This is a genomic window from Clostridium sp. AF22-10, from assembly GCF_003478725.1.
Lineage (GTDB): Bacteria > Bacillota > Clostridia > Lachnospirales > Lachnospiraceae > Otoolea > Otoolea fessa.
In genome coordinates, this window is sequence record NZ_QUFZ01000014.1 from 60339 (window position 1) to 83918 (window position 23580).

Below are 23580 nucleotides of genomic sequence, written 5' to 3' on the forward strand. Positions count from 1 at the left end.
TTTGCCATGTTTTGCAATTAGTATGCTCTTGTCATCGCACCGTCTAACAGGATGGTCTGACCAGATACGTATGTATTCGCCTCGGAGCACAGCCATGTAGCCAGACGTCCGTATTCATCGATGGTGCCGTAGCGTCCCATCGGGAACTTCTTCAGGTCTTCCTTCTCGTAATCTGCTACGCTGATGCCAGCCTTGTCTGCACGCATCTTGTTCAGATTCTCAATTCTTGCGGTGCCGATACGACCTGGTCCAATGACATTGACTAAGATATTGTCTTTGCCGACCTCACTCGCCAGGGTCTTGCTCATGCCGACAACGCCCATTCTCATGGTATTGGAAAGAATCAGGTTGTCCAGGCAGTCCTTAACGGAAGAAGAAGTTGAGTTTACGATACGACCGCCGCCGAGACGTTTCATGGACGGGAGTACCGCACGGATGGTTCTTACGTAGGAGAGCAGGCACATCTCAAAAGCGCCCTCCCATGCCGCATCATCAAAGCTTACGAACGGTCCCGGCTTCGGACCCGGACACATATTTACGAGTGCGTAGATATCGCCCAGTGTTTCAACGGTGTGTTTTACAAGTGCCTCGATGTCCTCCGCCTTGTTAACATCGCAGAGGAAGGTCTCCGGACGGTTTCCGGTTTCTTTCTCAATCTCAGCCTGTGCTTCCAGAAGCTGATCTTTAAACGGTTCTGCGGTACAAATCATAACCTTTGCACCTTCTCTTGCCATCTCGGTTGCAATTCCCTTGCCAAGTCCGGCTGCTGATGCCATACAGAGAACTACTTTGTCTTTTAATCCTAAATCCATGTTGCTACCTCCTGCTTAAAATGAATATATAAAATGATTTGAATGTTCTTTTTGAATTTTTCGTTTTTTTGAAGTATCTTATTTCCCAAATGTATCTGATATGTGTCAGTTTCTTGGAATTGGGATGGCGCTTTCACGCCATCCCCGGTACATATTACAAGGCGATTCTATTTGGGGGAAATCACCATGCAGCCCATTTTTATCTCCATCCATCACGGATGAAATCTCATTTTTTACGCTTCTTTCTCCGGATGTTTCTTTAAATCAACAACCGGGTTTACAAGTGGTGTCATCTCGAATCCGTCCGGTCCGGTGATGCGGCACTCTGCTACATCGCCATCCTGGATGTGGAACGCTCTCGGTGTTCCGGTGGAAAGGATGTCTCCGGCGTACCAGCTGGATGCTGCTGTGCAGGGATACCAGACGCGGCGGTCTGTGGGTCATGTTTGCTACTACGTTTTCTGCATGAACTTCACCGTTGTGAACACTCTGAACCAGAAGTTCATTGACATCCGGTACCTCATCCGGAGTTACAAGCTCCGGACCGAAGGAGAAGAAGGTCGGGAAGTTCTTTACGATAGTTAAATATCTCGGATTGCCGCTTACATAATCATTTCCCTTTAAGATGGATTCCTCGGTCATATCAAGGATGGTGGTGTAACCGACGATGGCATCCTGCCAGTTTTCTTCGGATACATCTCTGCAATCCTTGCCCATGATGATTCCAAGCTCAGCCTCTGCGGTGGTTTTCTGTGCTTCTTTTAACTTCGGAAGCAGGATTTCATCGCCCGGACCAATCAGGGTGTCTGCCTGCTTGAAGAAGCTTCCCGGAAATCCCTTCGGAGCTGCAGAACCGATGTCTCCGGCATGGTCTACATAGTTAAGGCCGATACCAAAGATACGTTTCGGGTTGCGGTAGAGCGGTCCGTATACAACTTTCTCGCTCGGAACCAGTCCCGGAATACTTTCCAGCTCTTCCTTGCCGCCTGCGTTATACCATTTTGTCAGTCCCGGAATCTGCTGCTTCTGGATGAGACTCATGACATCCTCGGCCCATGCAGTTCCCTTTGCTGCATTCAGTGCCTCAATCGGAAGCACTCCATTCTTTAAGACGATACCGGCTTGTTCTGTTCCGTTCACTTTGATAGTTGCAAATCTCATATGGTTTCCTCCTTTATCTGTCAGAGATTGCTTCTTCAGAAGTTCTATTTGTCTGTTTCTTTTCATTTTGTTTCAGCGTCTGAAACCCAACCTCATGAAGCTCTCTGTTTCTTTCTGACATTACTTTACCATTCCCACCAAAAATGTTCCAACTCTCTTTCGAATATGGACGTATAGGTAAATGGTTATGGACCATAACGTGTCTAAAATGATACTTGACCTTCCCTAATAAGCGAAAATACGCCTGGATACAGGCTTTCCTTGTGGTTGGAGGAAGTGGAAATGCCTGTTCCAGACGTATGATTTTAAATATATATAATCGTTTTATTATGGATTTTATAAGTTAATCGTTCTAGTAGTATGTTTGATGTCCATAGGAGAATCCTTATGCCTGTCCATGACACTGAGAATTTGAACACTTATTTTAATATGCAGCCTTGAAAAACGGCACCAGTGCAATCGCTTTCGCACAGTCATGGGAATAGCCGCCGCCCAGGCTCTGCATCCGAGTTTCTATTTTTTCAGCTATGGGATATACTCCAGTATTTTATCTGGTTAAAAATCCGAGTTATTTTTAAATATGGCACTATAAGCAATTTCCTATCAGTATTTTGTGAAATTTTAAACTATTTTTTAGCCAGTAGAATGTATTTGATAAAATCATCTACTGTTGCCCCCACGCCCGGATAGCGCTTCATCGACAAAAGGATTGCACGCTTTGCCAGCGGATCGCCAATCTTGTAATAACAGAGTTTTTCCGTTTTCTCTATGTATTTCAGCAGTGCATCCCTAAAAAAGATGATACCGGACTGTCCGCTCCGCGCCACATTATAGGCAGTCTGAAGCTGATCAAAATACATAATCACCTTCGGCTCGAAACCAGCGTGGGCGCAGATATCCATACTCCTTTTATAAGAATCCTGATTCTTTTTCAGCATCAGAAATGGTTCTTTCGAGACTTTGGAAAGGTCCACCGCACGCACCGCTTCATCCAGAAAACTCCGCTCCAGGATTGATTCCCTGGAGATCTGAAACTCTTTCAGCTTCTCATTCACAGCAAAGGAAGCAGGAACCGCCATAATCATATACTCATACCCCAGCGTCACACTCTCAAACATCTCCGGGTCGAGTGCCTCGACATCCATCGTGATATCAAACTGCCCGGTTCTAAGCCCCGCATCCATCCCTGAAATATCCGTCTCCGTCACGTTGATCCGGCACTTTGGATTCAGTCTGCAATAGCCCCGGATCACCTCCGGAAGAAAATACGCACAGAAATATCCGGAGCTTCCGATGTTAATCACACCGGAACGGATACCCGCCAGCTCTGCAAAATGCTGCTCCATCTCATTGCTGAGCTCGTATATCTTCCGCGTTTTTTCCAGATAATACTGCCCCGCCGGGGTCAGTGCCACCGGGTTCACATTACGGTCAAAGAGAGCGATTCCATATAACTGCTTCTCTATCTTCTTGATCGCGCCGCTGAGGGCTGGCTGGGAAATATAGAGTTTCTGGGCTGCTTTTGAAAAACTTCCTTCCTTCGCAATTTCCATCACGTATTCATACTCACGCTTACTGAACATACTCCCATCCCTCCATTGTATCTTTATGTACTACTTTATCTTTTGTCCGGTTATATGTTTAAGCCACTCCCCGAAAAAAAGTAAAAATATTTTTTTATGCCATTATAACGAGTTCTTTTTATCACGTCAATTCTGTAATGTATACTAATTTTACACAATTTTCAGTCTCTAAACAACAATCCGAGTATTTTTCACTCTTGCTTTATGAGGCGTTCTTTCCTATAAAACAACGAAAAAGACGCTATGCTGAAGCCTCATTACTTCGTACACAGCGTCTTTTTATCCAGAATTTTATTAAAATCTAAAATTTGAATTATTCAGCCTGCTCAGACTCTTTCTTTGCGTTCAGGTACTCCTGGATGTTTGCCATAACCTCGTCTGCGTTCAGACCATGTACCATGCAGGCCTCCTCCAGAGACTCACCGATCGAAGACGGACAGCCAACACAGTGCATGCCTGCCTCCATCAGAACATATGCAATACCCATATCATACTGAAGCATCTCGCCCATCGTGGTTGCTTTTGTGATTTCCATGATAAATTTTCCTTTCTATTCATACTTGCAGTCTCTTACGCAGCTTTGTGGTTTTCACCGCCGCTGCAAAAACACCGCGATTATTCTTATGCTTTCTTATATTAACACGAATCGCGCGGTTTTACTATCTTTTTTTGTGAAACATAGAAAATGTTACGATTCACTGGAAAAATTTTTCTGAGCTGAAAATTTTGTACAATCCGGCAGCAGCATTGCTCTTCTCTTGCATCCTCTTCTTATTTCTCTTATAATTACCATGATTGTTCTATGTTTTCCTGTATTGAGAATACGATAGTCACTGGCTCCGTTTTTCTGCCTGTGTCGGAAAACATTTTGATTTTTATACATTAAGGAGTTTTATAAAATGGATCCCTTTTCCATGTTAGAATTACTATTATCCGAAAACCAGTTCGAACTTATTCTCCCGGAAACCGGCACTTCTGCTCCCGACACGATCCGCCTGGTTTACCTGATGAATGATGCAGTCGAAAGTTTCCTTCTCTTCCACAACGCCCGCCTGACCGGTACCTACGATCCGGCATACGAGGGCGAACTCGATGCCCTCTTAACCCAGGATGAAAACGAACGCTACGCCCTGATCGTCCATCAGGGAGACTCGGTTGTCACACTCTTTTTCGAAGATCTGACTCTCGAAAATCACTACTATGACTACAGTCAGATCGGGCACTTCTGGATGAAAGGCTACGAATACCTCCGCCAGCTCGAATACCGCATCGCCATCCTGCGCGACAAACTCGACTATCTGGGGGAAAACTCCTGCAACGCAAACGAGCGGGAGCTTGCCTCCCTCGCGGAATTTCCTCCGCTAAACGTCTGCTGCTACCCGGCGGTCCCGGAAAAATACCGCGTCATCCGTGAAAATCCCTGGCATCTCTCCGAAGACGCTTCGCGCGTCTTCCAGTCCATCGCCGTCGAAGCCGGTGATCCAAAACTGCTACATCGCCTGAAGGACTATGAGCAGCACCCCACCAAGCGCCGTGCCCGTCAGATTGCCCGCCTCCTGCACCGGAACACCCATGCCAAGACAGTCGATCTCCTGACCCGGAAACTTCAAAAAGCCTCTTCCGCCTATCCGTCCCGCACCTTCGGAAAAGCCCAGCAGACCCGTCACCTGGCTCTCGAACTTCTTGCCAAAAAAAGACAGAAAGAGCTTGAAAAGCGCGGCATCCGCTCCGAACTGCTGCGTGAAGAACCCTTTACGACAGCGCAGGATTCGATTGAATTTAAGATGCATTTAATGATATGGGAGAAAGGAATTTTGAACCGTAAGGCGAGGATTGAAACCTGGGAGGAGCCGTAGTGGGACGTGAAAAACCTGAGAGCGGCAGCACTGGAAGCCGTTCTCAGGTTTTCACCTTGTTTTTAAGAAAATGATGGTTGGAATAAAATAATTTATTGCAACAGATCCTGCCGGTTGCAGTACTCTGTATGCAGCAGCTTATGTGACAGCTCCCCGCACGGTTCTCCCAGATACGTCTCATAAATTTTCTGGATCGCCGGGTTCTTGTGCGACTGTCTGACCGGAAGCTCTGCCTCTGCCTCATAGATGGCTTTCTTCCGCTTCTCCATGATCGACCATGTCTTAGGCGGATTTCCACCGCCGCCGATGCAGCCGCCCGGACATGCCATGATCTCGATAAACTGATAATCGGCGGTTCCGTTTTTTACCTTTTCCAGCAAAACTTTCGCATTTTTAATGCCATGTGCCACCGCTACCTTGATGACTCTGCCGTTCAAATCAACCTGTGATTCCTTGATTCCCTCGAAGCCGCGGACCGGTGTATAGTCGAGATGTTCCATCTCTTTGCCGGTTACCACCGCGTAGACGGTGCGGAGTGCCGCCTCCATGACGCCGCCAGTAGCACCGAAAATAAGTCCCGCGCCGCTTCCTTCGCCAAATGGATCGTCAAACGGTGTATCCGGAAGCTCGGCAAAATCGATTCCACCGGCACGGATCAAGGCAGCCAGTTCCTGAACCGTGATGGAAATATCCACATCCTGGTAGCCGCTGTCCTTCATTTCCGGACGGGTACACTCAAATTTCTTTGCCGTACACGGCATAACGGAAACACTGCAGATCTCACCCGGATCGATGCCCTCGCGCTTCGCAAACCAGGTTTTAATCAGCGCGCCGAACATCTGCTGCGGAGATTTCGCCGTCGATAAATGCTTTGTATACTCCGGTGCATAGGTTTCACAATATTTGACCCACGCCGGACAGCAGGAGGTGATCATCGGCAGGGTTCCGCCGTTCTGCAGGCGGTTCAAAAGCTCGGTTCCTTCCTCCATGATCGTCAGATCGGCAGAGAAATCGGAATCGAATACCTTGTAAAATCCCAGGCGCTTGAGAGCCGACACCAGACGTCCTGTGCTGACAACGCCCGGCTGTTCGCCCAGTGCCTCCGCCAGCGTAATGCGGACGGACGGAGCCACCTGGATAATCAGTTTTTTGCCTAATTCTTTCTGGCGATATAACCCGTAGGTATGATAATGCACCGTCAATGCTCCGGTCGGACACACCTGCACGCACTGGCCGCAGTTAATACAATTGGTATCAGCCAGTTTTTCCCCATAGGCCGGGGCAATCAGCGTATGGAATCCACGGTTTTCCTTCGAAAGGACATTGATTCCCTGAATCTCATTGCAGACCTCCATACAACGCCCGCACAGAATACATTTCTGCGGATTCCGCATGATGGCCGGAGAACTCCAGTCCTCCTTCTGATGGCGGAGCTGCTTGTCATAGCGGATATCGAGGTGCATTCCGACATCCTGCGCTACCTTCTGCAGATCGCATTTTCCGTCCTTCGGACATACGAGGCATTCCTGCGGATGTCTCGCAAAAATCAGTTCCAGAATATTTCTTCTCGCTTTCAATACCTTCGGGGAGGCCGTCTGCACGACCATTCCCTCCGAAACCGGTGTGCTGCACGCCGTCGGAAGCAGTCTCTGTCCTTCTACCTCGACCACGCAGATGCGGCAGACCGCCTTGATGCTCAGATCCTCATGATAACAGAGAGTCGGAATGTGGATACAGGCTTTTTTCGCCGCCTGTAGGATCGTCGTTCCTTCCTCCACCTCTACCGGCTGCCCGTCGATTGTCAGATGTACCATCATGCTTCTCTTCCTCCTCTCCGCTCAAATCGTCCCGCGTAGGATGTTCCCCGGCTGCGGTGTCTCGCATACGCGTCATACGAATCATACATGACATCGCGTTCACCGACTGCTGCACGCCGTCTTCCCATCCGGCTGTTTCCATCGTTTCTATAATCTTCTTCTGCTTCATAAATTCCTTCCGCCACGGCTGCCTGAGCGCAGACCGGGCAGTAATCGCGGTCGATGTGCGCCAGATATTCCTTACGGAAGTTCTGGATGCTCGTCTGCACCGGAACAGCGGTCGAATGTCCCAGACCACACAGGGCAGTCAGGCGCATCGTCTCCGTCAGCTCATCGATTTTTTCCAGATCCGGCAGAGTCGCCAGCCCCCGGCTGATGCGGGTAACCAGATTGTAAAGCTGCTGGCCGCCCTCGCGGCACGGTGTACATTTTCCGCATGACTCGCCGCGGAAGAAGTCCAAATTGTTTCGCACAATATCTACAATACAGTTGCTGTCGTCGATGACCAGAATCGTACCGCAGCCAAGACGTCCGCCGGATGCCGAAACTGTATCAATATCCAGTGTCATATCGATCTGATCGGCATTGATGATCGCACCGGAGGTACCACCGGTCTGCACGCCCAGAAGCCCTTTTCCATCCGCGATGCCGCCGCACACTTCATAAATGATATCTTTGAGGTTCACGCCCATCGGAAATTCAAATACGCCCCTGCGGACTACATTTCCACAGACCGTAAAAAGCTTTGTGCCAGGGCTGTTCGCTGTGCCGATGCTGCGGTACCATTCCGCTCCGTTTAAGAGGATCGGTGCAATATTCGCCAGCGTCTCTACGTTATTTAACATGGTCGGTTTTCCAAAGAGTCCGTGAATGCTTGGAAACGGCGGACGGAAACGTGGCTCGCCTCGTTTTCCCTCAATGGACTCAAACAATGCCGTCTCCTCGCCGCAGACGTAAGCACCCGCACCGGAGCGGAACTTGATTTCAAAGTCAAAACCGCTCTCCATCATATTTTTTCCTAAAAATCCGCGTTTTTCCGCATCCTCCAGCGCATCTTTTAATACCGGGAACAAATATGTATACTCGGCTCTCAGATAAATATATCCGGTATGGGCGCCGACTGCTTTTCCAGCAATCGCCATGCCCTCGAAGACCGCACACGGTCGGTAGAGAGAAGAATCCGGTCTTTATTCGTTCCCGGCTCTCCCTCATCGGCGTTACAGACGATGTATCTCGTTGGGTCAGATGCGTGGGCGGTAAACTCCATCTTGCGATAGGTCGGGAATCCCGCACCGCCGCGTCCACGAAGTCCGGAGGCGCGGATCACATCGATAATCGCTTCACTGTCCATCGAAAGTGCTTTTTTCAGCGCTTCAAATCCGCCGCGGTCCGCATACTCCTGTGAACTTCTCGGATTAATCTTGCCGCGGTTTTTCAGCAATACGTGCATTTCCTCCATACTATTCCACATCCTCCCGTATATATTGTTTGATAATATCCCGCACCGATTCCGGCGTCAGGTTGCCGTACACGTGCTCATTGATCATGATCGCCGGGGATATTTCACAGAGTCCCAGGCAGGGACAGTATTCCAGGGTGAACCTTCCGTCCTCGGTCGTCTCCCCGATGCTGATGCCGAGCTGATCCTCCAGCGCCTGAACGACTGCCTGCGCCCCATGTACGTGGCACGGCGCGCTCTTGCACATCCGGACAATGTAGCGCCCCCTCGGTTTTACCGACAGCATCGCATAAAAGGTGATGAAACTGTACACCTTGTTCATCGGAATATCCATCTCCCTGGCGATGACTGACGCCACCTCCTTGGAAAATGCCGACACAACCTTCTGCGCCCGGATGATCACTGTCATCAGCATATCCGGTCTGCCCTTGTATTCCGCCGCAATCGCAGCCACCTGTACCAGCTTTGAAGCCGGTGTCTTATATACATAACTGTCCCTGTCCATCCTGCTCCCTCACTTTCAGTTTGTATTTTTCCAAACTTATTTTTTGTTTGACTAACTGTCTGTTTGATTTTTTCTCAATTATAGGGATGCACTGACAAATTGTCAAGAAAAACTTACAGTTTGGTTTGTTAATTGACAAACAGTTTGTCTGAGAGTATGATGAAAGAAACAGGTTTGCTCTCATTTCCCGTTATCTTGTACCTGAATTTTTGATTTTTAAACAAAAAAGGAGAACATTCTCTTATTTATGTTCCCTATCTACTAACTTTTTTCTATAGAAACAGGATTGACGCAGCAAAATGAACGCGATAAAATTTTTTTCAGGAACTTTGACAAAAGAAAGACAATCCCTGTGCATTTCATTTTCCGAATTATTTTAAGACGCAAAATTTTGCGATACACACTCGAGGCACAGAGCACCCCAAAGGAGGTATTCATGGAAATTTCCAACTACATGGACTTTCAGTTTCTCATCCGTTTTCTCGAAGGACTTCAAAAGTTTCTCGGAGATAACTGTGAGATCATCGTCCACGATTACCGCAAAGGCTACGATCACACGATCGTCTACGCATTCAACTCACAGCTAAGCGGGCGCGACGTCGGCGGTTCCCCGCGCGGCGGCATGATCACACAGCTTGGCAATGATATCGAGCCGCTCAAGCATTCGATCATTTCCCTCGATACCAGCCAGAAAGACCGGCTTTTTAAGTCCTGCACAACGCTCATCGAGAACGAACATCACAAAATTATCGGATCTGTCTGCTTAAATATGGATGTTCGCGATCTCTATCTGGCACAGAGCGCCCTGCAAAATCTGATCGGACGCCCAGGCACCATCGGCGTATCGGCAGCTGTGGGCGCACAGATCGACGGCATGTCTGGCTGCACACCATCCGGAATGGCTTCTGATGGCACCTTTTCAGGAACTGGCAGCACGGACGGCACGAATGGCGCAAATCAGGCAGCCATGTCTGACCGCGACTTTATTCTCAAAAAGAATGTCGATGATATTTTACAGCACTATATTTATCAGGCAGAGTCCATGATCGGAAAACCGATGATGCTGATGAACAAGGAAGAAAAGATTCGTGCACTCGACTATCTTGACCAGAAAGGCGTCTTCAAGATCACAAAAACCAGCCTGCTCCTGTGCGACGCGATGCAGATTTCCAAGTATACACTGTATAATTATCTGGAAGAAGCGCGGATTTCACGAAAGAGTGAAACGAATGAATAAGAATCATAAACTAATTCTTTCAACCTCTGTTTGCTTAACCTTTGATTCATTTTAAAATATAAAAGACCTGAAGAGCAGCCATTTACCGCACCTTTCAGGTCTTTTTATATTCATTTACCATATTTACATTATTTTCTCAATTTTTCTAGTATTCTTTCTATTATTGTTGCTTCTTACCTATTCTTTTTATCCTATAAACAGACACCACGCCGGAATCGTAATCATCGAAATCAGCGTTGTGAGCACTACCGTTTTCGCTGCAAACGGTGCATCGCTGTCATAGCGCGCCGCAAAGATCGCTGCAGTTGCACCGGCTGGCATTCCCGTCATGATGACTGCCACACCTGCTGCCACCGAATCCAATCCGGCCGCCAGGCTGATTCCATATGCCAGAAGCGGAAGAAGGAACAGACGGAGCACACTGAATTTGAGGGCCGTCGGATTAATAATCTCACGCAGTTTCACATCGGTCAGAATCGTACCGATAATAAACATCGTCAGCGCCGAGTTACAGTTTCCAATGTAGGTAACCGTCGATTTCAGCACGCCCGGAAGCTGCAGCTGTGTCGCCATCAGGAACATACCGATGTAGACACCGACCAGACACGGGTGCGTCAGGACATTTCTCAATACCTTTTTCCGGTCAGAACCGCCTCCAACAAAATAGGATGTACCCGCCGACCACATGACAACGCGCATCGGAATCAGGAAAATGGATGCGTAGAGAAGTCCCATACTTCCATATACGCCTTCCGCAACCGGGTTTCCAAGGAATCCGCCGTTGGAAACGATCGTACAGTATTGAAGCACCTTCCGGTGCTGCTCTGAATATTCCTTAAACAGCACTTTGTTGAGTGCCACACAGACAAGCTGCAAGACAAATCCAACCGCCAACAGCAACCCGCACGTTTTAAAAATCGAAGCATCAAATGAAATCAGGCACGATTTCACAATATTGCAGGGAATCACGATATTCACGCAGAGATCCGTCAGACATTTTTCGCCTTCCTTGCTGATGATCCCTCGACGTTTCAGTACCGCACCCGCCAGTATCATCAGGAATAAGGAACCCTGTAGGTTGCAAAGTTCGAGTAAATTCATATGGCTCTTCCTCCTTTTCCTACGACCTTCTTATGAGACGAACCAAAAAACTCCAGATCGGCAGTATGTACAGATACGACGCCACCACCACACTCGCAATCGGAGCACCGACGGCTGCCAGAGGAACGGCTCCGGCGATCGACCACGGAACCAGCGGTGCCAGCACAACCGCCGTATTTTCCAGATCGATTGCAAATCGTTTATTATCTGGATTTCCTTCCTTGCAGAGCTGATGGGTCAGCATGATCGAAAGCGTCTGGTTACAAGCGATCATGGAAGCAACTGCCGCCACCGCAAAGGTCGCACCAAACGGAGTAATTTTCCGGCTCAACGCCTCTATTTTCCCCTGAATCGGCTTCAAGAGCCCAGTTCCCTCGAAAATTCCTGCATAACAGGAGGACAGGCTCACAATCGCAGCCACCTTAATCATTGATTTCAGTCCGCCGCCGTTCATCATAGCATTGAGCGCCGGATCGCTTGCCTGATAACCGGTCAGGCACATCTGTAAAATTTCTTCGATTGTCCGCCCCTGCAGCACCACGCTCAGAAACGCCGCCAACACAATGCTGATCAGCATCGTTTCTTGACCTCCACCCGGAACACAGACAGCACCAGGATAATCGCCGCCGGGATTACCGCGCTCCAATGAAGTACAAAACGATTGGAAAACAGCCCTTCCACATCCATCCGTCCGTTTCCGGCACTCATGGAACGTCCCACTATATAATAGAGAATACATGTAGCCACAAATGGCACCAGCGATGTCTTTATCATTTCGCGGATATTTTCATAAATATCCGTCTTCGTCAGCACACAGACAAGATTCGCGCTGGACGATACCGGTGAACAGCGGTCGCCAAAATAGATGCCAGAAAGAATCGCACCGCCGATCCAGAACGGGTCAAGCTCCATCGCACGTCCCATCGCCATACAGATAACGCCCATCGTCGCGCCGGTTCCAAAGGAGGTTCCGGTCAGGATCGACACCATACAGTTAAGAAGGAACGCGATCACCAGAAATGCCGACGGCGACACCAGCTTCGACGACCAGCACACGATCACGGCGATCGTGCCGGATGCCCGCCACAGCGCTGTGATAAAGCCAATAAGTCCGAAAATCATCAGGATATTGCGGACGGTTTTAACGCCAGAAAGCGACATTTTTCCGAGTTCCGCGAGGCTGTGCTTCCGAATCAGGCCATACGCACAGAAAATCAGATAGCCACCCGCCAACGCCCAAAGCACGGACGCGCCGGTAAACACGCAGCCTGCCAGCGCCGCGATAAATGCAAGTAATACAATTCCCTCCAGCATACTTCCTCTCTCTTTCCTACCAACCTGTTATTTTTCATCATAATCTTTTGTTTTTGATGTTTTTAGTATATTCCTGTTCCACCTTAATGTCCATCTGTTATTTTATGTATTAAATACAGCTAATTTTTGTATCTTACGCAAAAAATCCCTGCTTTTTCTCTATTCGTTTGTTTCTTGATCTAAAAAAGAAGACTTCCCAACATTTTATAATCGTCCAGCTTTCTTCTACTTTTTTCTATTTCTTCATATACTTTTCTGACATACCCTCCCCGGAGATCTGCTATGCGAAGATTTCATCCTTTGATTACCGGAACCCTGCTCCTGACAGCAGTCGGATTTTTCTGCCGGATTCTCGGCTTTTTCTACCGCATCTTTCTCTCCCGGACGATCGGCGCCGAAGGTCTGGGTTTATATCAGATGATTTTTCCCATACATGGCATCGCATTTGCTCTCTGCGCCGGTCCAATCCAGACTTCACTCTCCCGCCTGACCGCCGCCTCCCCGGAAAAGGGACGCGCCTTTTTGCGGGTCAGCCTCGCACTCTCACTATCGATCGCCCTGCCGCTGACCTCTTTGATCTACACCTTCGCCGATTTTCTCGCCGCGCGCGTCCTTCTTGCGCCCGAATGTGCGCCGCTTCTGCCCGCACTCGCCCTCTCGATCCCCTTCTGCGCGATCCATGCCTGCTGCTGCGGGTATTATTATGGGCTCAAAAAAAACGGCAGTCCCGGCATTTTCACAGGTGGTCGAGCAGTGCATCCGCATTTTCTCCGTCCTGCTGATCGTCCATGTCTGCCGCACGAACAGGATTCCGATCACGGTGCTGCTGGCTGTCTGGGGGCTGTTGATCGGGGAAGCGGCATCGGCGGTGTTCTGTCTGCTGGTTTATGGATGCTCGAAGTCCGTTGCCATACTGCCAAATGCAAACACACCTATTACTCCCCTGCTCCTCCCCCTCCTCACCATGGCACTCCCCCTCATGGCGAATCGCCTCACGCTCAGCTTTCTCCAGAGTCTCGAAGCCATCTTTGTACCGAACCAGCTTCTCCTCTCCGGGCTCTCGCGGGTTGAATCGGTCAGTATTTACGGAGTCCTCACAGGCATGGCACTCCCCTTTGTCCTCTTTCCATCCGCCATCACCAACTCCCTCGCCGTCGTCCTGCTCCCGGCAGTCTCGGAAGCGCAGGCGCAGAATCAGCCGGACAAAATCGAACGCACCATCTCCATGGCACTCCGCTACAGCCTGTACATGGGAATTCTCTGCGTCGGGCTCTTCACCCGCTTTGGTCCAGCACTGGGCGAAACCTTTTACCACAACGCCGATGCCGGACGTTTCATCCAGATTTTATCCTGGCTCTGCCCGTTTCTCTACCTCTCCACTACCATGGGAAGTATTTTAAACGGACTTGGGAAAACGGGAACCGTCTTCGTCCACCATACGGTTTCCATGCTTCTCACCCTGTCGCTCGTCCTTTTCGCCATCCCGCGATGGGGAATTTTCGCCTATCTGGCGGCGCTTCTCATCAGCGAACTGGTGCTCGCCTTTCTCCACATCCACGCCCTCGCCTGCGAAGTCCCGATCCGCCTACCAGTCAGCCAGGGCATTGTAAAACCGTCATTCTGCCTGCTGGTTTCGATTGGGATGTTAGAAGTTATTCCAAACGCGTCTTACCTGCCTCACCTGTTTCCGCCTGTCCTCATCCAGTCCGGTATCCTTTGCCTGCTGTATATAGGAGGACTGCTTCTCTTACATACAGGTACAGTCAAACAATAAATTATATGCTATTTTGCTATATCCCTTAAATGCAATATGTTTAGGTATTTTCTGGCAATTTACATTTTTTTATTTTATACTTATTACATTCAGGGGGATTTACAAAGGGGGAACTTTTTTGAAATACGATATCAATTTTCGGCATTTAGAATATTTTATCAAGGTAGCGCGCCTCGGATCCATCAATAAAGCCGCCCAGGCGCTCTATATTTCCCAGCCGTATCTTGGGAAAATCATGCACGATCTGGAAGAAAATCTCGGCGCCAGGCTCTTTAACCGCAGCCGCTCAGGCGTAACATTAACGCCTGAAGGAATGGAATTTCTGACACATTCCGAAAAAATCATTGACGAAATGGAACAGCTCTGGTTTCAGAAAAAGAAGGAACAAATCAAAATTTCTGATCCGCTGGCTGTCTCCATGACACGTTTTTCCCATATCATGGAAAGTTTCAGTGAAATAGTCCTGCGTCACCGCGATCAGCCATCCTTCTCCCATCGACTGTATGAAGGCAATTCAGACGAAGTCATCGAGGATGTGGTATCCGGGCGTGTCGATGTAGGCGTGTTTCATTTTGACAGCCGCAAACGGCGTGAAATGGAGGCCTTGCTCGAATCAAAAGGGCTGGAATACCATTTTCTTGCCAACATCGAACCACACATTATCATTTCCCGCAAACATCCGCTTCTGCTGCAACAGAAACCGGTCAACCTGCACACACTGGCAGAGTACGGCTTTCTTTGGTATCTTGGACAATGCGATGATTATATTTACCAGCTTCTCTCCGAAGGAGATCAGAATGCAGAAAAAATGCGCTCGAAAATCACCTATATTTCCAGCCGCGCCACCCTGATGTACATGATCTCGATCAGTGACTGCTACAGCATCGGCATCCACGATTTCGCCAAACAAGAAGCCTCCTACCAGTCCACTTCTATTCCGATTCCAAACTGTGGTTTTATGCTGGAATTTGGATATGCAATGCGGAAAGACACGCCAATGACGGCGATCGTACAAGAATTTATTTATGACTTAAAGAAAAAACTTCTCTAAAAAAACACCATCAAAGCTGCCGGACATTCACAGCCGTCCCGGCAGTTTTTTTTGATCCTTTTCAGCACCTCTTCCCCGTTCATCATAAATATTTATTCATATCTGACATATATATCCCGTTATACCTTTTTGTCATATCCCTTAAAGCTGACACGCATTATACAAACTGTCTTCCCCATGCTACCATACTATCAGAAAGCAACACCGAATAAAAAACAGGAGGCGTTTAAGTATGAGAGATGTACTTGAACAGGCCGTTGCACTGGGAAAAACACATACCCATGAGGGTGCAGTTGCCACCTACATACCAGAACTTGGAAAGGTAGATGGCAGTCAGCTCGGAGTCAGTGTTTTTTGCCGGAACGGCAAACGGATTTCCGTCGGGGATACGAAAGTCCGATTCAGTATTCAGAGTATCTCCAAAATCATCACCCTTGCAGTCGCGCTGGAAATCTGCGGCTTCGACCAGGTATTTAAAAAAGTAGGCATGGAGCCGACCGGCGATCCATTTAACTCGCTGATGAAACTGGAAAATACGGACAGTTCCCCCTACAACCCGATGATCAATGCAGGCGCTATCGTAGTGGCAAGCTGCCTTGCTTCCGAAATCAGTTTCGATACCATGCTTGATACCATCCGGGCTCTCTGCATGGATCCGGACATCAACCTCGACAAAAAGGTTTATCACTCGGAAATGTCTCATATTTCCCGCAACCGGGCAATCGCCTATCTGCTGGAGAGCAAGGGGTACATCGAAAAGAATAAAGATGTGGAAAACAGCCTGCATTTTTATGTCAAAATGTGCTCTCTCAGCGTGACGGCAGAAAGCCTCGCCGGACTGGGACTGATTCTCGCCAACGATGGCATTCATCCAGACACGGGGAAACGGCTTTTAAGCAGCCAGGCGGTTAAAATCGTCAAAACACTCATGTTTACCTGCGGTATGTACGATGGTTCCGGCGAATTTGCCGTCCGGGTCGGCATCCCATCCAAAAGCGGCGTCGGCGGCGGTATCTTATCAGTGGTAGACGGCGAGATGGGAATCGGCATCTTCGGACCGGCGTTAGATAAAAAGGGGAACAGCGTCGCTGGAGAATGCGTGCTTGAATATATGTCACATGAACTGCATCTCCATATGTTTGATCCGCAGCGGCACACTTTATAGCAAAAACAATATGTAAATTGTATGAGAGGGGTATTTTAAAATGGCAGATTTATACGCAAAGATAATCGGCACAGCAAGCAACTATCTTTACAGCTACGTGTTAATCATCCTGCTGGTAGGCGGCGGCATATATTTTACCATCCGCACCAAAGGGGTACAGCTTCGTTACTTACTTGAATCTATCCGGGTTATCCTGGAGCCATCCGACAAGGAAGATGAGTCTATTTCCGCCTTTCAGGCATTGATGGTTTCCACTGCTTCGCGCGTCGGCACCGGAAATATCGCCGGCATTTCTACCGCCATCTGTTTCGGCGGTCCGGGCGCTATCTTTTGGATGTGGATGACCGCGATCCTCGGAAGTGCAACCGCATTTGTAGAAAGTACGCTGGCACAGATCTACAAACGCCGTGCCGAGGACGGAAGTTGCTACGGCGGTCCTTCCTACTATATTGAAGCCGTTCTGAAAAAAAGATGGCTGGGTGTTCTCTATGCTATTTTCATGATTTTGACTTACATGGTTGGATTTAACCTCGTTGCATCCTTCAATGTGGCAGATTCTTTTAAAGTATACAGTTTCTACAATCCAAGCCTGACTCCGATTCTCATCGGTATCATCCAGGCTGTTATCTTCGGCATCTGCATCAGCGGCGGCGGCAAACAGATCGCTAAAATCACAGGAATTCTTGTTCCGGTAATGGGCGGACTTTACATTGCAGCTGCCCTGCTGATGATTATTCTCCACGGAAACATGATTCCGGGTATGTTCGCAAGCATTTTTGAAGGGGCTTTTGATATTCAGGCTATCTTCGGCGGCTTCATGGGATCCGTTGTGATGCTCGGCATCAAGAGAGGCTTGTTCTCCAATGAGGCAGGTGTCGGTGCTTCCGCTACCGCAGCCGGTTCCGCGGGTGTCAGCCACCCGGTCAAACAGGGTCTTGTTCAGGTATTATCCGTATTTATCGATACTGTTGTCATCTGCTCTGCAACCGCATTTTTACTGCTCTGCTCCGGCGTTGCACCGAGTGCAGACATGGCTGGCATGGCATATGTGCAGGCAGCTATGAATAACGTATTCGGCACCGCAGGTGTTGTATTTATCACAGTTGCCCTGATTTTATTTGCCTTTACCACGCTACTCGGAAACTACTATTTTGCTGAAACCGGCATGGCTTATCTCTGCGGCAAAACTCCGGTCAAGGGCGTCCGGATTACCCAGAGAGTGATCGCTATCGTGATTGTCCTCATCGGTTCTGTGGCAAGTCTCGGCATCGTGTGGGATACCGCCGATGTTCTGATGGGACTGATGGCAGTCATCAACGTACCAATTATCTTCCTGATTGCCAAGCCGGCGCTCCGCTGCCTGGAAGACTACCGGGCACAGAAACAGGCTGGGAAGAATCCGGTCTTTAAAGCAGCTGATATTGAGTTGAAAGAAGAAACCGATTTCTGGAATTAATAAAAACAAAAATCCGCATAAACAGGGCTGTCAGAATCTTTCCCACACATGGTTTCAACCACACTGTGCAAAATTCCGACAGCCCTGCCTGTATTTTTTCATATCTGTATTATATCTATCTTTTTACCGTTTTATTAATCTGCAGCCTTATTTGCGGTTCTTCCAAATCAAAAACATTCCAGCTGCCAGCAGCACCACTCCGACGGCGGCTCCCATCATCCAGTTCGAAGAAGATATTTTCCCCGATCAATTTTATCGAAATCTCTATTTCTATATCTTATACTCTCATAAATAGCAGATTTCTGTTCCTACTCCTGCTCATCCTCTTTCAGCACGTACGGCGTCATCTGGTATACATAGTAATTCAGCCAGTTCGTGTACAGCGTGTTGGACATATTTCTCCATTTCAGCACCGGCATGGAAAATGGATCGTTGTCCGGGTAATAGTTGCACGGTACCTGCGGATTTAAGCCTTTTTTCAGATCGCGGTGGTACTCGTTGTTTAACGTCATGCGATCATACTCTGGATGCCCCTGAACGAAAATCTGGCTTCCATCCTGGTTCATCACCAGAAATACGCCAGCCTCATCCGATTTCGCAAGAATCTGCAATTCCGGATGTTTCAGAATATCCTCTTCCCGGTCTTCCGTGTAACGGGAATGCGGGCAGTAAAAATAATCATCAAGGCTACGGACCAGCGGGATCTTCCGGTTCAAAAGACGATGTCTGTAAATGCCGGAAAGCTTTGTCTTTCTCTGATGTTTCTGAATTCCATAATGATAATAGAGTCCCGCCTGCATACCCCAGCAGATATGAAACGTCGAGGTCACATGCGTCTTGCTCCACTCCATGATCTTCGTCAGCTCGTCCCAGTAGTTGATCTCCTCAAACTCCATATTCTCCACCGGCGCGCCGGTAATAATCATACCATCAAAGCGCTTGCGGCGGATCTCGTCAAACGTCACATAAAACTTATTCAGATGCGTCTGTGATGTATTTTTCGAAATGTGCGTTTCCAGCATCAGGAATGAACAGTCCACCTGCAGCGGCGTATTCGAAAGTGCCCGCAGAAGCTGCGTCTCCGTATCCTCCTTGATCGGCATCAGGTTCAGAATCAAAATCTCAAGCGGACGAATATCCTGGCTCATCGCCCGATCCTCATCCATCACAAATATATTCTCCGATTCCAAAATTGCCCTAGCAGGAAGATCCTTTTGTATTTTAATTGGCATAGTTATATATCCCCTTTTATATAAAATTCGTTTGAATTTTAGGATTCTATTATATACCGATATGATTCATTTCTACTTACAATAAAAACTATATCAGCATTCCTAATCATAACACAAGCTGCAAAAAAAAGCCAGCTAAACACTGTCTGGCGTCCGGCTTTTTCACCTCTCTTATAGCTTCAAAAACTCCTCCTCCGAAAGAATCGGCACCCCCAATTCCCGCGCCTTCTTATTCTTCGAGGACGACGACGCCACATCATTATTGATCAGATAATTCGTCTTGGACGTCACGCTTCCGGTCACCTTGCCGCCGCGGCGCTCAATCAGCTCCTGCAGCTCTTTCCGGTTTTTGAAATGTTCCAGCGAACCGGTAATGACGAAATTCATCCCGGCGAATGCCTCATCTGCACCCTCGCTGCTTTCTTCGTCTTCTGCCTCAAAGGTCAGCTCCGCCAGCAGATGATCGACGATCGCATTATTCTTTCCATCCGAAAAGAATGCCGTCCACGCCTGCGCCAGAACTTCCCCGATTCCATCAATCTCGACCAGCTCTTCCACGGTGGCGTGACGCATCACCTCAAAATCATTTTTAAAATGACGGCAAATCATCTTGGCATTTGCCAGACCGATGCCTGCAACGCCCAGACCGTACACCATTCTCGGCAGGGTCGTGTGGGACGCTTTCTCAGCCGCCGCAATCAGATTGTCATACGATTTCTGCCCGAATCCGTCCATCTCGACGATCTCTTCCTGATGGCGGTCCAGATGGAAAATGTCCGCATACTCATGAATCATGCCGACGCCGATAAATTTCTCCAGCGTCGCCTCTGAAAGTCCCGCAATATTTAAGGCATCGCGGCTTGTAAAAAGAGTAAAACTCTTGATCTTCTTCGCCTGGCAGTCCGGGTTCGTGCAGTAGAGTGATTTTACATCGTTGAGCTGGCGCACCTCCGTCTGACCGCCGCACACCGGACATGCCTCCGGAATATCCCGGACGCCGCTGCGCGTCAGGTTATCCGCGATCTGCGGAATGATCATATTTGCCTTATAAACCGTAATCCGGTCGCCTGCCCCCAGTTCCAGCGCCTCCATGATGCTGATGTTGTGGACACTGGCACGGCTGACCGTCGTTCCCTCCAGCTCAACCGGTTCAAATACTGCCACCGGGTTAATCAGCCCCGTTCTCGACGCGCTCCATTCAATATAGAGAAGCGTCGTCTCCTGAATCTCATCCGCCCACTTGAATGCGATCGAATCGCGCGGAAATTTTGCCGTCCGCCCCAGCGACTGGCCGTAGGCAATATCATCATACAAAAGCACCAGTCCATCCGACGGCGTATCATTTTCCGCAATCGCCTCAGAATACATTTTGACCGTCTCCGGCAGCGTCTCTTTTGTCACCTCATGGTACTCTACGACCTCAAACCCCTGTGTTTTCAGCCATTCAAACTGCTCTTTCCGCGAATTTTTGAAATCAATGCCATCCGCCTTTACAAGGCTGAACGCATAAAAATGGACCTGTCTCTGCGCTGTGATTTCGCTGTTTAACTGACGCACCGAACCGCTGCATAAGTTTCGCGGATTCTTATATTTCGCATCGACATCCTCGATCTGCTCATTGATCTTCTCAAAATCCGAATACCGGATGATCGCCTCGCCGCGCAGGATAAGCTCACCCTGATAGGAAATATTTAACGGCACATTGACGAACGCCTTTGCATTTGCCGTGATAACCTCGCCGATCTCACCATTTCCACGCGTAACCGCCTTGACAAGTGTTCCATTCTGATAGGTCAGGACGATCGTCAGACCGTCCATCTTCCAGGATAAAAGCCCGGTCTGCCCGCCGAGCCAGTCTGCCAGCTCTTCCACGCTCTTCGTCTTATTTAACGAAAGCATCGGCTTCTCATGGCGCTCCTTCGGAAGCGCGCTGACTACCTCATATCCTACATTCTGCGTCGGGCTGTTCGCAAACACAATTCCCGTCTCTTTCTCCAATGAAACCAGTTCATCATAAAGCTTATCATACTCAAAGTTGCTCATGATCTCCCGGCTCTCCTGATAATAGGCGCGCCCTGCTGCCCGCAGCGTCCCAATCAGCTCCCGTATCCGTTTTGTCTTGTCCTCTGCCATCTATCTGACTCCACCTTTCCCATCGCTCTCTCCAACTACCTCTGAATGCGTTTTCAAGCATTTCTATGCAACCTCATATGTGAACCTGCACTGACTGCCAGACAACATTGTCTCAGCCATTCTTCTTTCCGTTCAAAATATCTTCTAATTTCTGTCTCTCTGCCGCTGTCACTTCCCGGTACTCGCCTGTTTTCAGCCCATCCAGCGTAATGTTCAGCATCCGGACGCGTTTTAATGTCTGTACCTGGTACCCAAGCGCCTCGCACATCCGGCGGATCTGGCGGTTGAGTCCCTGGGTCAGGATGATCCGGAAACTCGTCTTCCCGGTCTTTTCCACCTCACAAGGACGGGTAACCGTATCTAAAATCTTCACTCCTGCGCTCATCTTCCGGACAAACTCACTATCAATGGGTTTATCCACCGTTACCAGATATTCCTTTTCATGTCCGTAACGAGCCCTTAGAATCCGGTTGACCAGCTCGCCCTCATTCGTCATGAGAAGCAGCCCTTCTGAATCCTTGTCCAGACGCCCGATCGGGTAAATCCGGACCGGATAATCTAAAAATTCTACGATATTTTCTGCCCGATCTTTATCAGAAGTCGTGCAGACAATCCCCCGCGGCTTATTGACCGCTAAAAGCACCGGCGCATCCTTGCCGGACACCGCTACGCCATCGCACGCCACGCGCTGTCCCGGCATCAGCTTCTGTCCGACCTCTGCCACGCGCCCATCGATCGTCACACGCCCGTCCGCGATCCGCCGATCCGCCTCCCGCCGGGAGCAGATGCCCGCCTCGCTCAAAAAGCGATTTAAACGAACGCCTTCCGCTGGAATCCGGGATTCCTGCTTTTCACTTGGCTGTGCTCTCTTGTATGATGTATCATTTTGATTTTTTTGCATTTTATTCATCTCATTTCGATTTATTGTGCCGTAGGATTCCGGCAACCAAAGTATAAAAATTATAACATTTTCGTCCATGGGGGTGAACCTCACATGGCTAAAGTCACATGCTTCTCAGCCGTTTTAAACGGCAAGACTAAATATCGGCGGATACGCCAGTAACTTAGAATTCGTGCGGATACGCACTTTTCCCATGCCGGATACGGCTGGTTTCCACATTACAGGTAGTCCGCTGTATATCTGCCTGCATTTATGCCGCTTTTAAATTGTTTACTTCTACATAAAGCTTTCTCAAATCTGCATAAACACAGGAGGTTCTACGCTTCACTGCAGGTACTTTTGCCTCCAGTGAAGACCTTTCCGTTTCCGGCAAGGGTTTTAAAAATTCCCGTATAAAATATCTCGCTCCGATATTATAGGATGCTGACAGGTCGCAGTTATACTGTTTTCCGGTCCGGAAGGTACATAGGCTATGGTTCTCCTGGTTTCTTACTACCGCTCCGCTTCCGTCACAGGCCAGCCTGCTGGTGTTCCGGGCACTGACCCTGGACACACGAATTCCGTTCCGATGTGCCTGATGTTCACACAGTTTCTGAATATCCCGCTTTCTCCATAAATGAAGCTTTTGTTTCTTTTTTCCGGATATTTTTCCCTGCATTTCCAGATACTCAAACACAATTACACCTGCCTGATACTCTGCGGCATATTTCGTGATCTCCGCAGCTATTTTGCGGGACAGCTCCATATTCAGCCTTTTTGCATAATCCCATCGGCTTTGGACCTGTCTGGAGGAATGTTCCCTCTGAAAACGGCGGATTCTGCCAAGCACATGATACAAATGATCTTTATCACTGGAGAAATTTATAAATTTACGTCCCAGGATAGTGCCATCTGCACGCATGATGCTGCAGACCGCATCCGTATTGATTCCTAAATCAACGCTGCATATCACCTGCTCTTTTACATCTGTTTTTGATAAGCTTACTTCCTCTGTGTATGAAAACCGAAGGAAATATTTATGAT

General features: G+C 48.7%; 22 protein-coding genes. 7 read left to right on the forward strand and 15 right to left on the reverse strand.

Annotated elements, in window-relative coordinates; genetic code table 11:
* Positions 1–17: 17 nt before the first annotated feature.
* The 4 genes from DWX91_RS11040 to DWX91_RS11055 all read right to left on the reverse strand — a co-directional run bounded on the left by DWX91_RS11040 (position 18) and on the right by DWX91_RS11055 (position 4091).
* Positions 18–812, reverse strand: a complete 795-nt coding sequence (locus DWX91_RS11040; protein WP_107001269.1) for an SDR family oxidoreductase — start codon at positions 810–812, stop codon at positions 18–20.
* Between the two features lie 264 nt (positions 813–1076).
* Positions 1077–1973, reverse strand: a complete 897-nt coding sequence (locus DWX91_RS11045; protein ID WP_243099032.1) for a fumarylacetoacetate hydrolase family protein — start codon at positions 1971–1973, stop codon at positions 1077–1079.
* Positions 1974–2599: 626 nt separating this feature from the next.
* On the reverse strand, positions 2600–3556 hold the full coding sequence (locus DWX91_RS11050) for a LysR family transcriptional regulator (RefSeq protein WP_118471814.1): 957 nt from the start codon (positions 3554–3556) through the stop codon (positions 2600–2602).
* Between the two features lie 313 nt (positions 3557–3869).
* On the reverse strand, positions 3870–4091 hold the full coding sequence (locus DWX91_RS11055; protein WP_107001272.1) for a DUF1858 domain-containing protein: 222 nt from the start codon (positions 4089–4091) through the stop codon (positions 3870–3872).
* A gap of 364 nt (positions 4092–4455) precedes the next feature.
* Here DWX91_RS11055 and DWX91_RS11060 point away from each other — a divergent pair, with 364 nt between their 5' ends.
* Entirely contained in the window at positions 4456–5412 is a 957-nt protein-coding gene (locus DWX91_RS11060; protein WP_118471812.1) for a DUF3878 family protein, read from the forward strand.
* Positions 5413–5504: 92 nt separating this feature from the next.
* Here DWX91_RS11060 and DWX91_RS11065 read toward each other — a convergent pair whose 3' ends face one another.
* Genes DWX91_RS11065 through DWX91_RS11080 form a run of 4 tightly spaced genes read right to left on the reverse strand, consistent with a single transcriptional unit; the run spans position 5505 to position 9193 of the window.
* Positions 5505–7229, reverse strand: a complete 1725-nt coding sequence (locus DWX91_RS11065) for an NADH-dependent [FeFe] hydrogenase, group A6 (protein ID WP_333549122.1) — start codon at positions 7227–7229, stop codon at positions 5505–5507.
* Positions 7226–8371: an NADH-quinone oxidoreductase subunit F gene (locus tag DWX91_RS11070; RefSeq protein WP_118538872.1), complete on the reverse strand. Its 1146-nt coding sequence runs from the start codon at positions 8369–8371 to the stop codon at positions 7226–7228. Before DWX91_RS11070 ends, DWX91_RS11065 begins: the two co-directional genes overlap by 4 nt.
* The gene (locus DWX91_RS11075) at positions 8320–8688 is read right to left on the reverse strand and encodes a hypothetical protein (protein WP_182435075.1); all 369 of its coding nucleotides are present in this window, start codon (positions 8686–8688) and stop codon (positions 8320–8322) included. The genes DWX91_RS11070 and DWX91_RS11075 overlap by 52 nt, the downstream gene beginning before the upstream one ends.
* 1 nt (position 8689) lies before the next feature.
* Entirely contained in the window at positions 8690–9193 is a 504-nt protein-coding gene (locus tag DWX91_RS11080) for a complex I 24 kDa subunit family protein (RefSeq protein WP_107001275.1), read from the reverse strand.
* Positions 9194–9629: 436 nt separating this feature from the next.
* On the opposite strand from DWX91_RS11080, the gene DWX91_RS11085 reads away from it, so the two are divergent.
* Positions 9630–10430 carry a transcriptional regulator gene (locus DWX91_RS11085; RefSeq protein WP_118467018.1) on the forward strand — a complete coding sequence of 267 codons (801 nt, stop codon included), beginning with the start codon at positions 9630–9632 and terminating at the stop codon, positions 10428–10430.
* A 186-nt stretch (positions 10431–10616) separates the two neighbouring features.
* On the opposite strand, the gene DWX91_RS11090 is transcribed toward DWX91_RS11085, so the two are convergent.
* The 3 genes from DWX91_RS11090 to DWX91_RS18175 are packed head-to-tail and all read right to left on the reverse strand — an operon-like array spanning position 10617 to position 12845.
* On the reverse strand, positions 10617–11531 hold the full coding sequence (locus DWX91_RS11090; protein WP_117796001.1) for an AEC family transporter: 915 nt from the start codon (positions 11529–11531) through the stop codon (positions 10617–10619).
* 19 nt (positions 11532–11550) lie between these two features.
* Positions 11551–12108 (reverse strand): Na+/H+ antiporter NhaC family protein, encoded by a 558-nt coding sequence (locus DWX91_RS18170; RefSeq protein WP_412693892.1) that lies wholly within the window; start codon positions 12106–12108, stop codon positions 11551–11553.
* Entirely contained in the window at positions 12102–12845 is a 744-nt protein-coding gene (locus DWX91_RS18175) for a Na+/H+ antiporter NhaC family protein (protein WP_412693893.1), read from the reverse strand. The genes DWX91_RS18170 and DWX91_RS18175 overlap by 7 nt, the downstream gene beginning before the upstream one ends.
* A gap of 282 nt (positions 12846–13127) precedes the next feature.
* Between DWX91_RS18175 and DWX91_RS17485 the strand changes: the two genes are divergently transcribed.
* The 5 genes from DWX91_RS17485 to DWX91_RS11115 all read left to right on the forward strand — a co-directional run bounded on the left by DWX91_RS17485 (position 13128) and on the right by DWX91_RS11115 (position 18291).
* Positions 13128–13916: an oligosaccharide flippase family protein gene (locus DWX91_RS17485; RefSeq protein ID WP_243099033.1), complete on the forward strand. Its 789-nt coding sequence runs from the start codon at positions 13128–13130 to the stop codon at positions 13914–13916.
* A 31-nt stretch (positions 13917–13947) separates the two neighbouring features.
* Positions 13948–14619 (forward strand): polysaccharide biosynthesis C-terminal domain-containing protein, encoded by a 672-nt coding sequence (locus DWX91_RS17490; RefSeq protein ID WP_243099034.1) that lies wholly within the window; start codon positions 13948–13950, stop codon positions 14617–14619.
* Between the two features lie 118 nt (positions 14620–14737).
* Positions 14738–15670, forward strand: coding sequence for a LysR family transcriptional regulator (locus DWX91_RS11105; RefSeq protein ID WP_118471810.1), 933 nt, complete (start codon positions 14738–14740; stop codon positions 15668–15670).
* A gap of 232 nt (positions 15671–15902) precedes the next feature.
* Positions 15903–16835, forward strand: coding sequence for a glutaminase A (glsA, locus tag DWX91_RS11110; protein ID WP_107001281.1), 933 nt, complete (start codon positions 15903–15905; stop codon positions 16833–16835).
* A 40-nt stretch (positions 16836–16875) separates the two neighbouring features.
* A complete protein-coding gene (locus DWX91_RS11115) occupies positions 16876–18291 on the forward strand; it encodes an alanine/glycine:cation symporter family protein (protein WP_118467008.1) in 1416 nt (471 codons plus the stop codon).
* A gap of 308 nt (positions 18292–18599) precedes the next feature.
* On the opposite strand, the gene metA is transcribed toward DWX91_RS11115, so the two are convergent.
* The 4 genes from metA to DWX91_RS17495 all read right to left on the reverse strand — a co-directional run.
* Positions 18600–19523 carry a homoserine O-acetyltransferase MetA gene (metA, locus tag DWX91_RS11125; RefSeq protein WP_118471808.1) on the reverse strand — a complete coding sequence of 308 codons (924 nt, stop codon included), beginning with the start codon at positions 19521–19523 and terminating at the stop codon, positions 18600–18602.
* Between the two features lie 171 nt (positions 19524–19694).
* The gene (gene ligA, locus DWX91_RS11130; protein WP_118471806.1) at positions 19695–21656 is read right to left on the reverse strand and encodes an NAD-dependent DNA ligase LigA; all 1962 of its coding nucleotides are present in this window, start codon (positions 21654–21656) and stop codon (positions 19695–19697) included.
* Positions 21657–21768: 112 nt separating this feature from the next.
* The gene (locus DWX91_RS11135; protein WP_118471804.1) at positions 21769–22557 is read right to left on the reverse strand and encodes a pseudouridine synthase; all 789 of its coding nucleotides are present in this window, start codon (positions 22555–22557) and stop codon (positions 21769–21771) included.
* Positions 22558–22807: 250 nt separating this feature from the next.
* Positions 22808–23580: IS200/IS605 family accessory protein TnpB-related protein (locus tag DWX91_RS17495; protein ID WP_243099035.1), on the reverse strand; the 773-nt coding region annotated here is incomplete at its 5' end.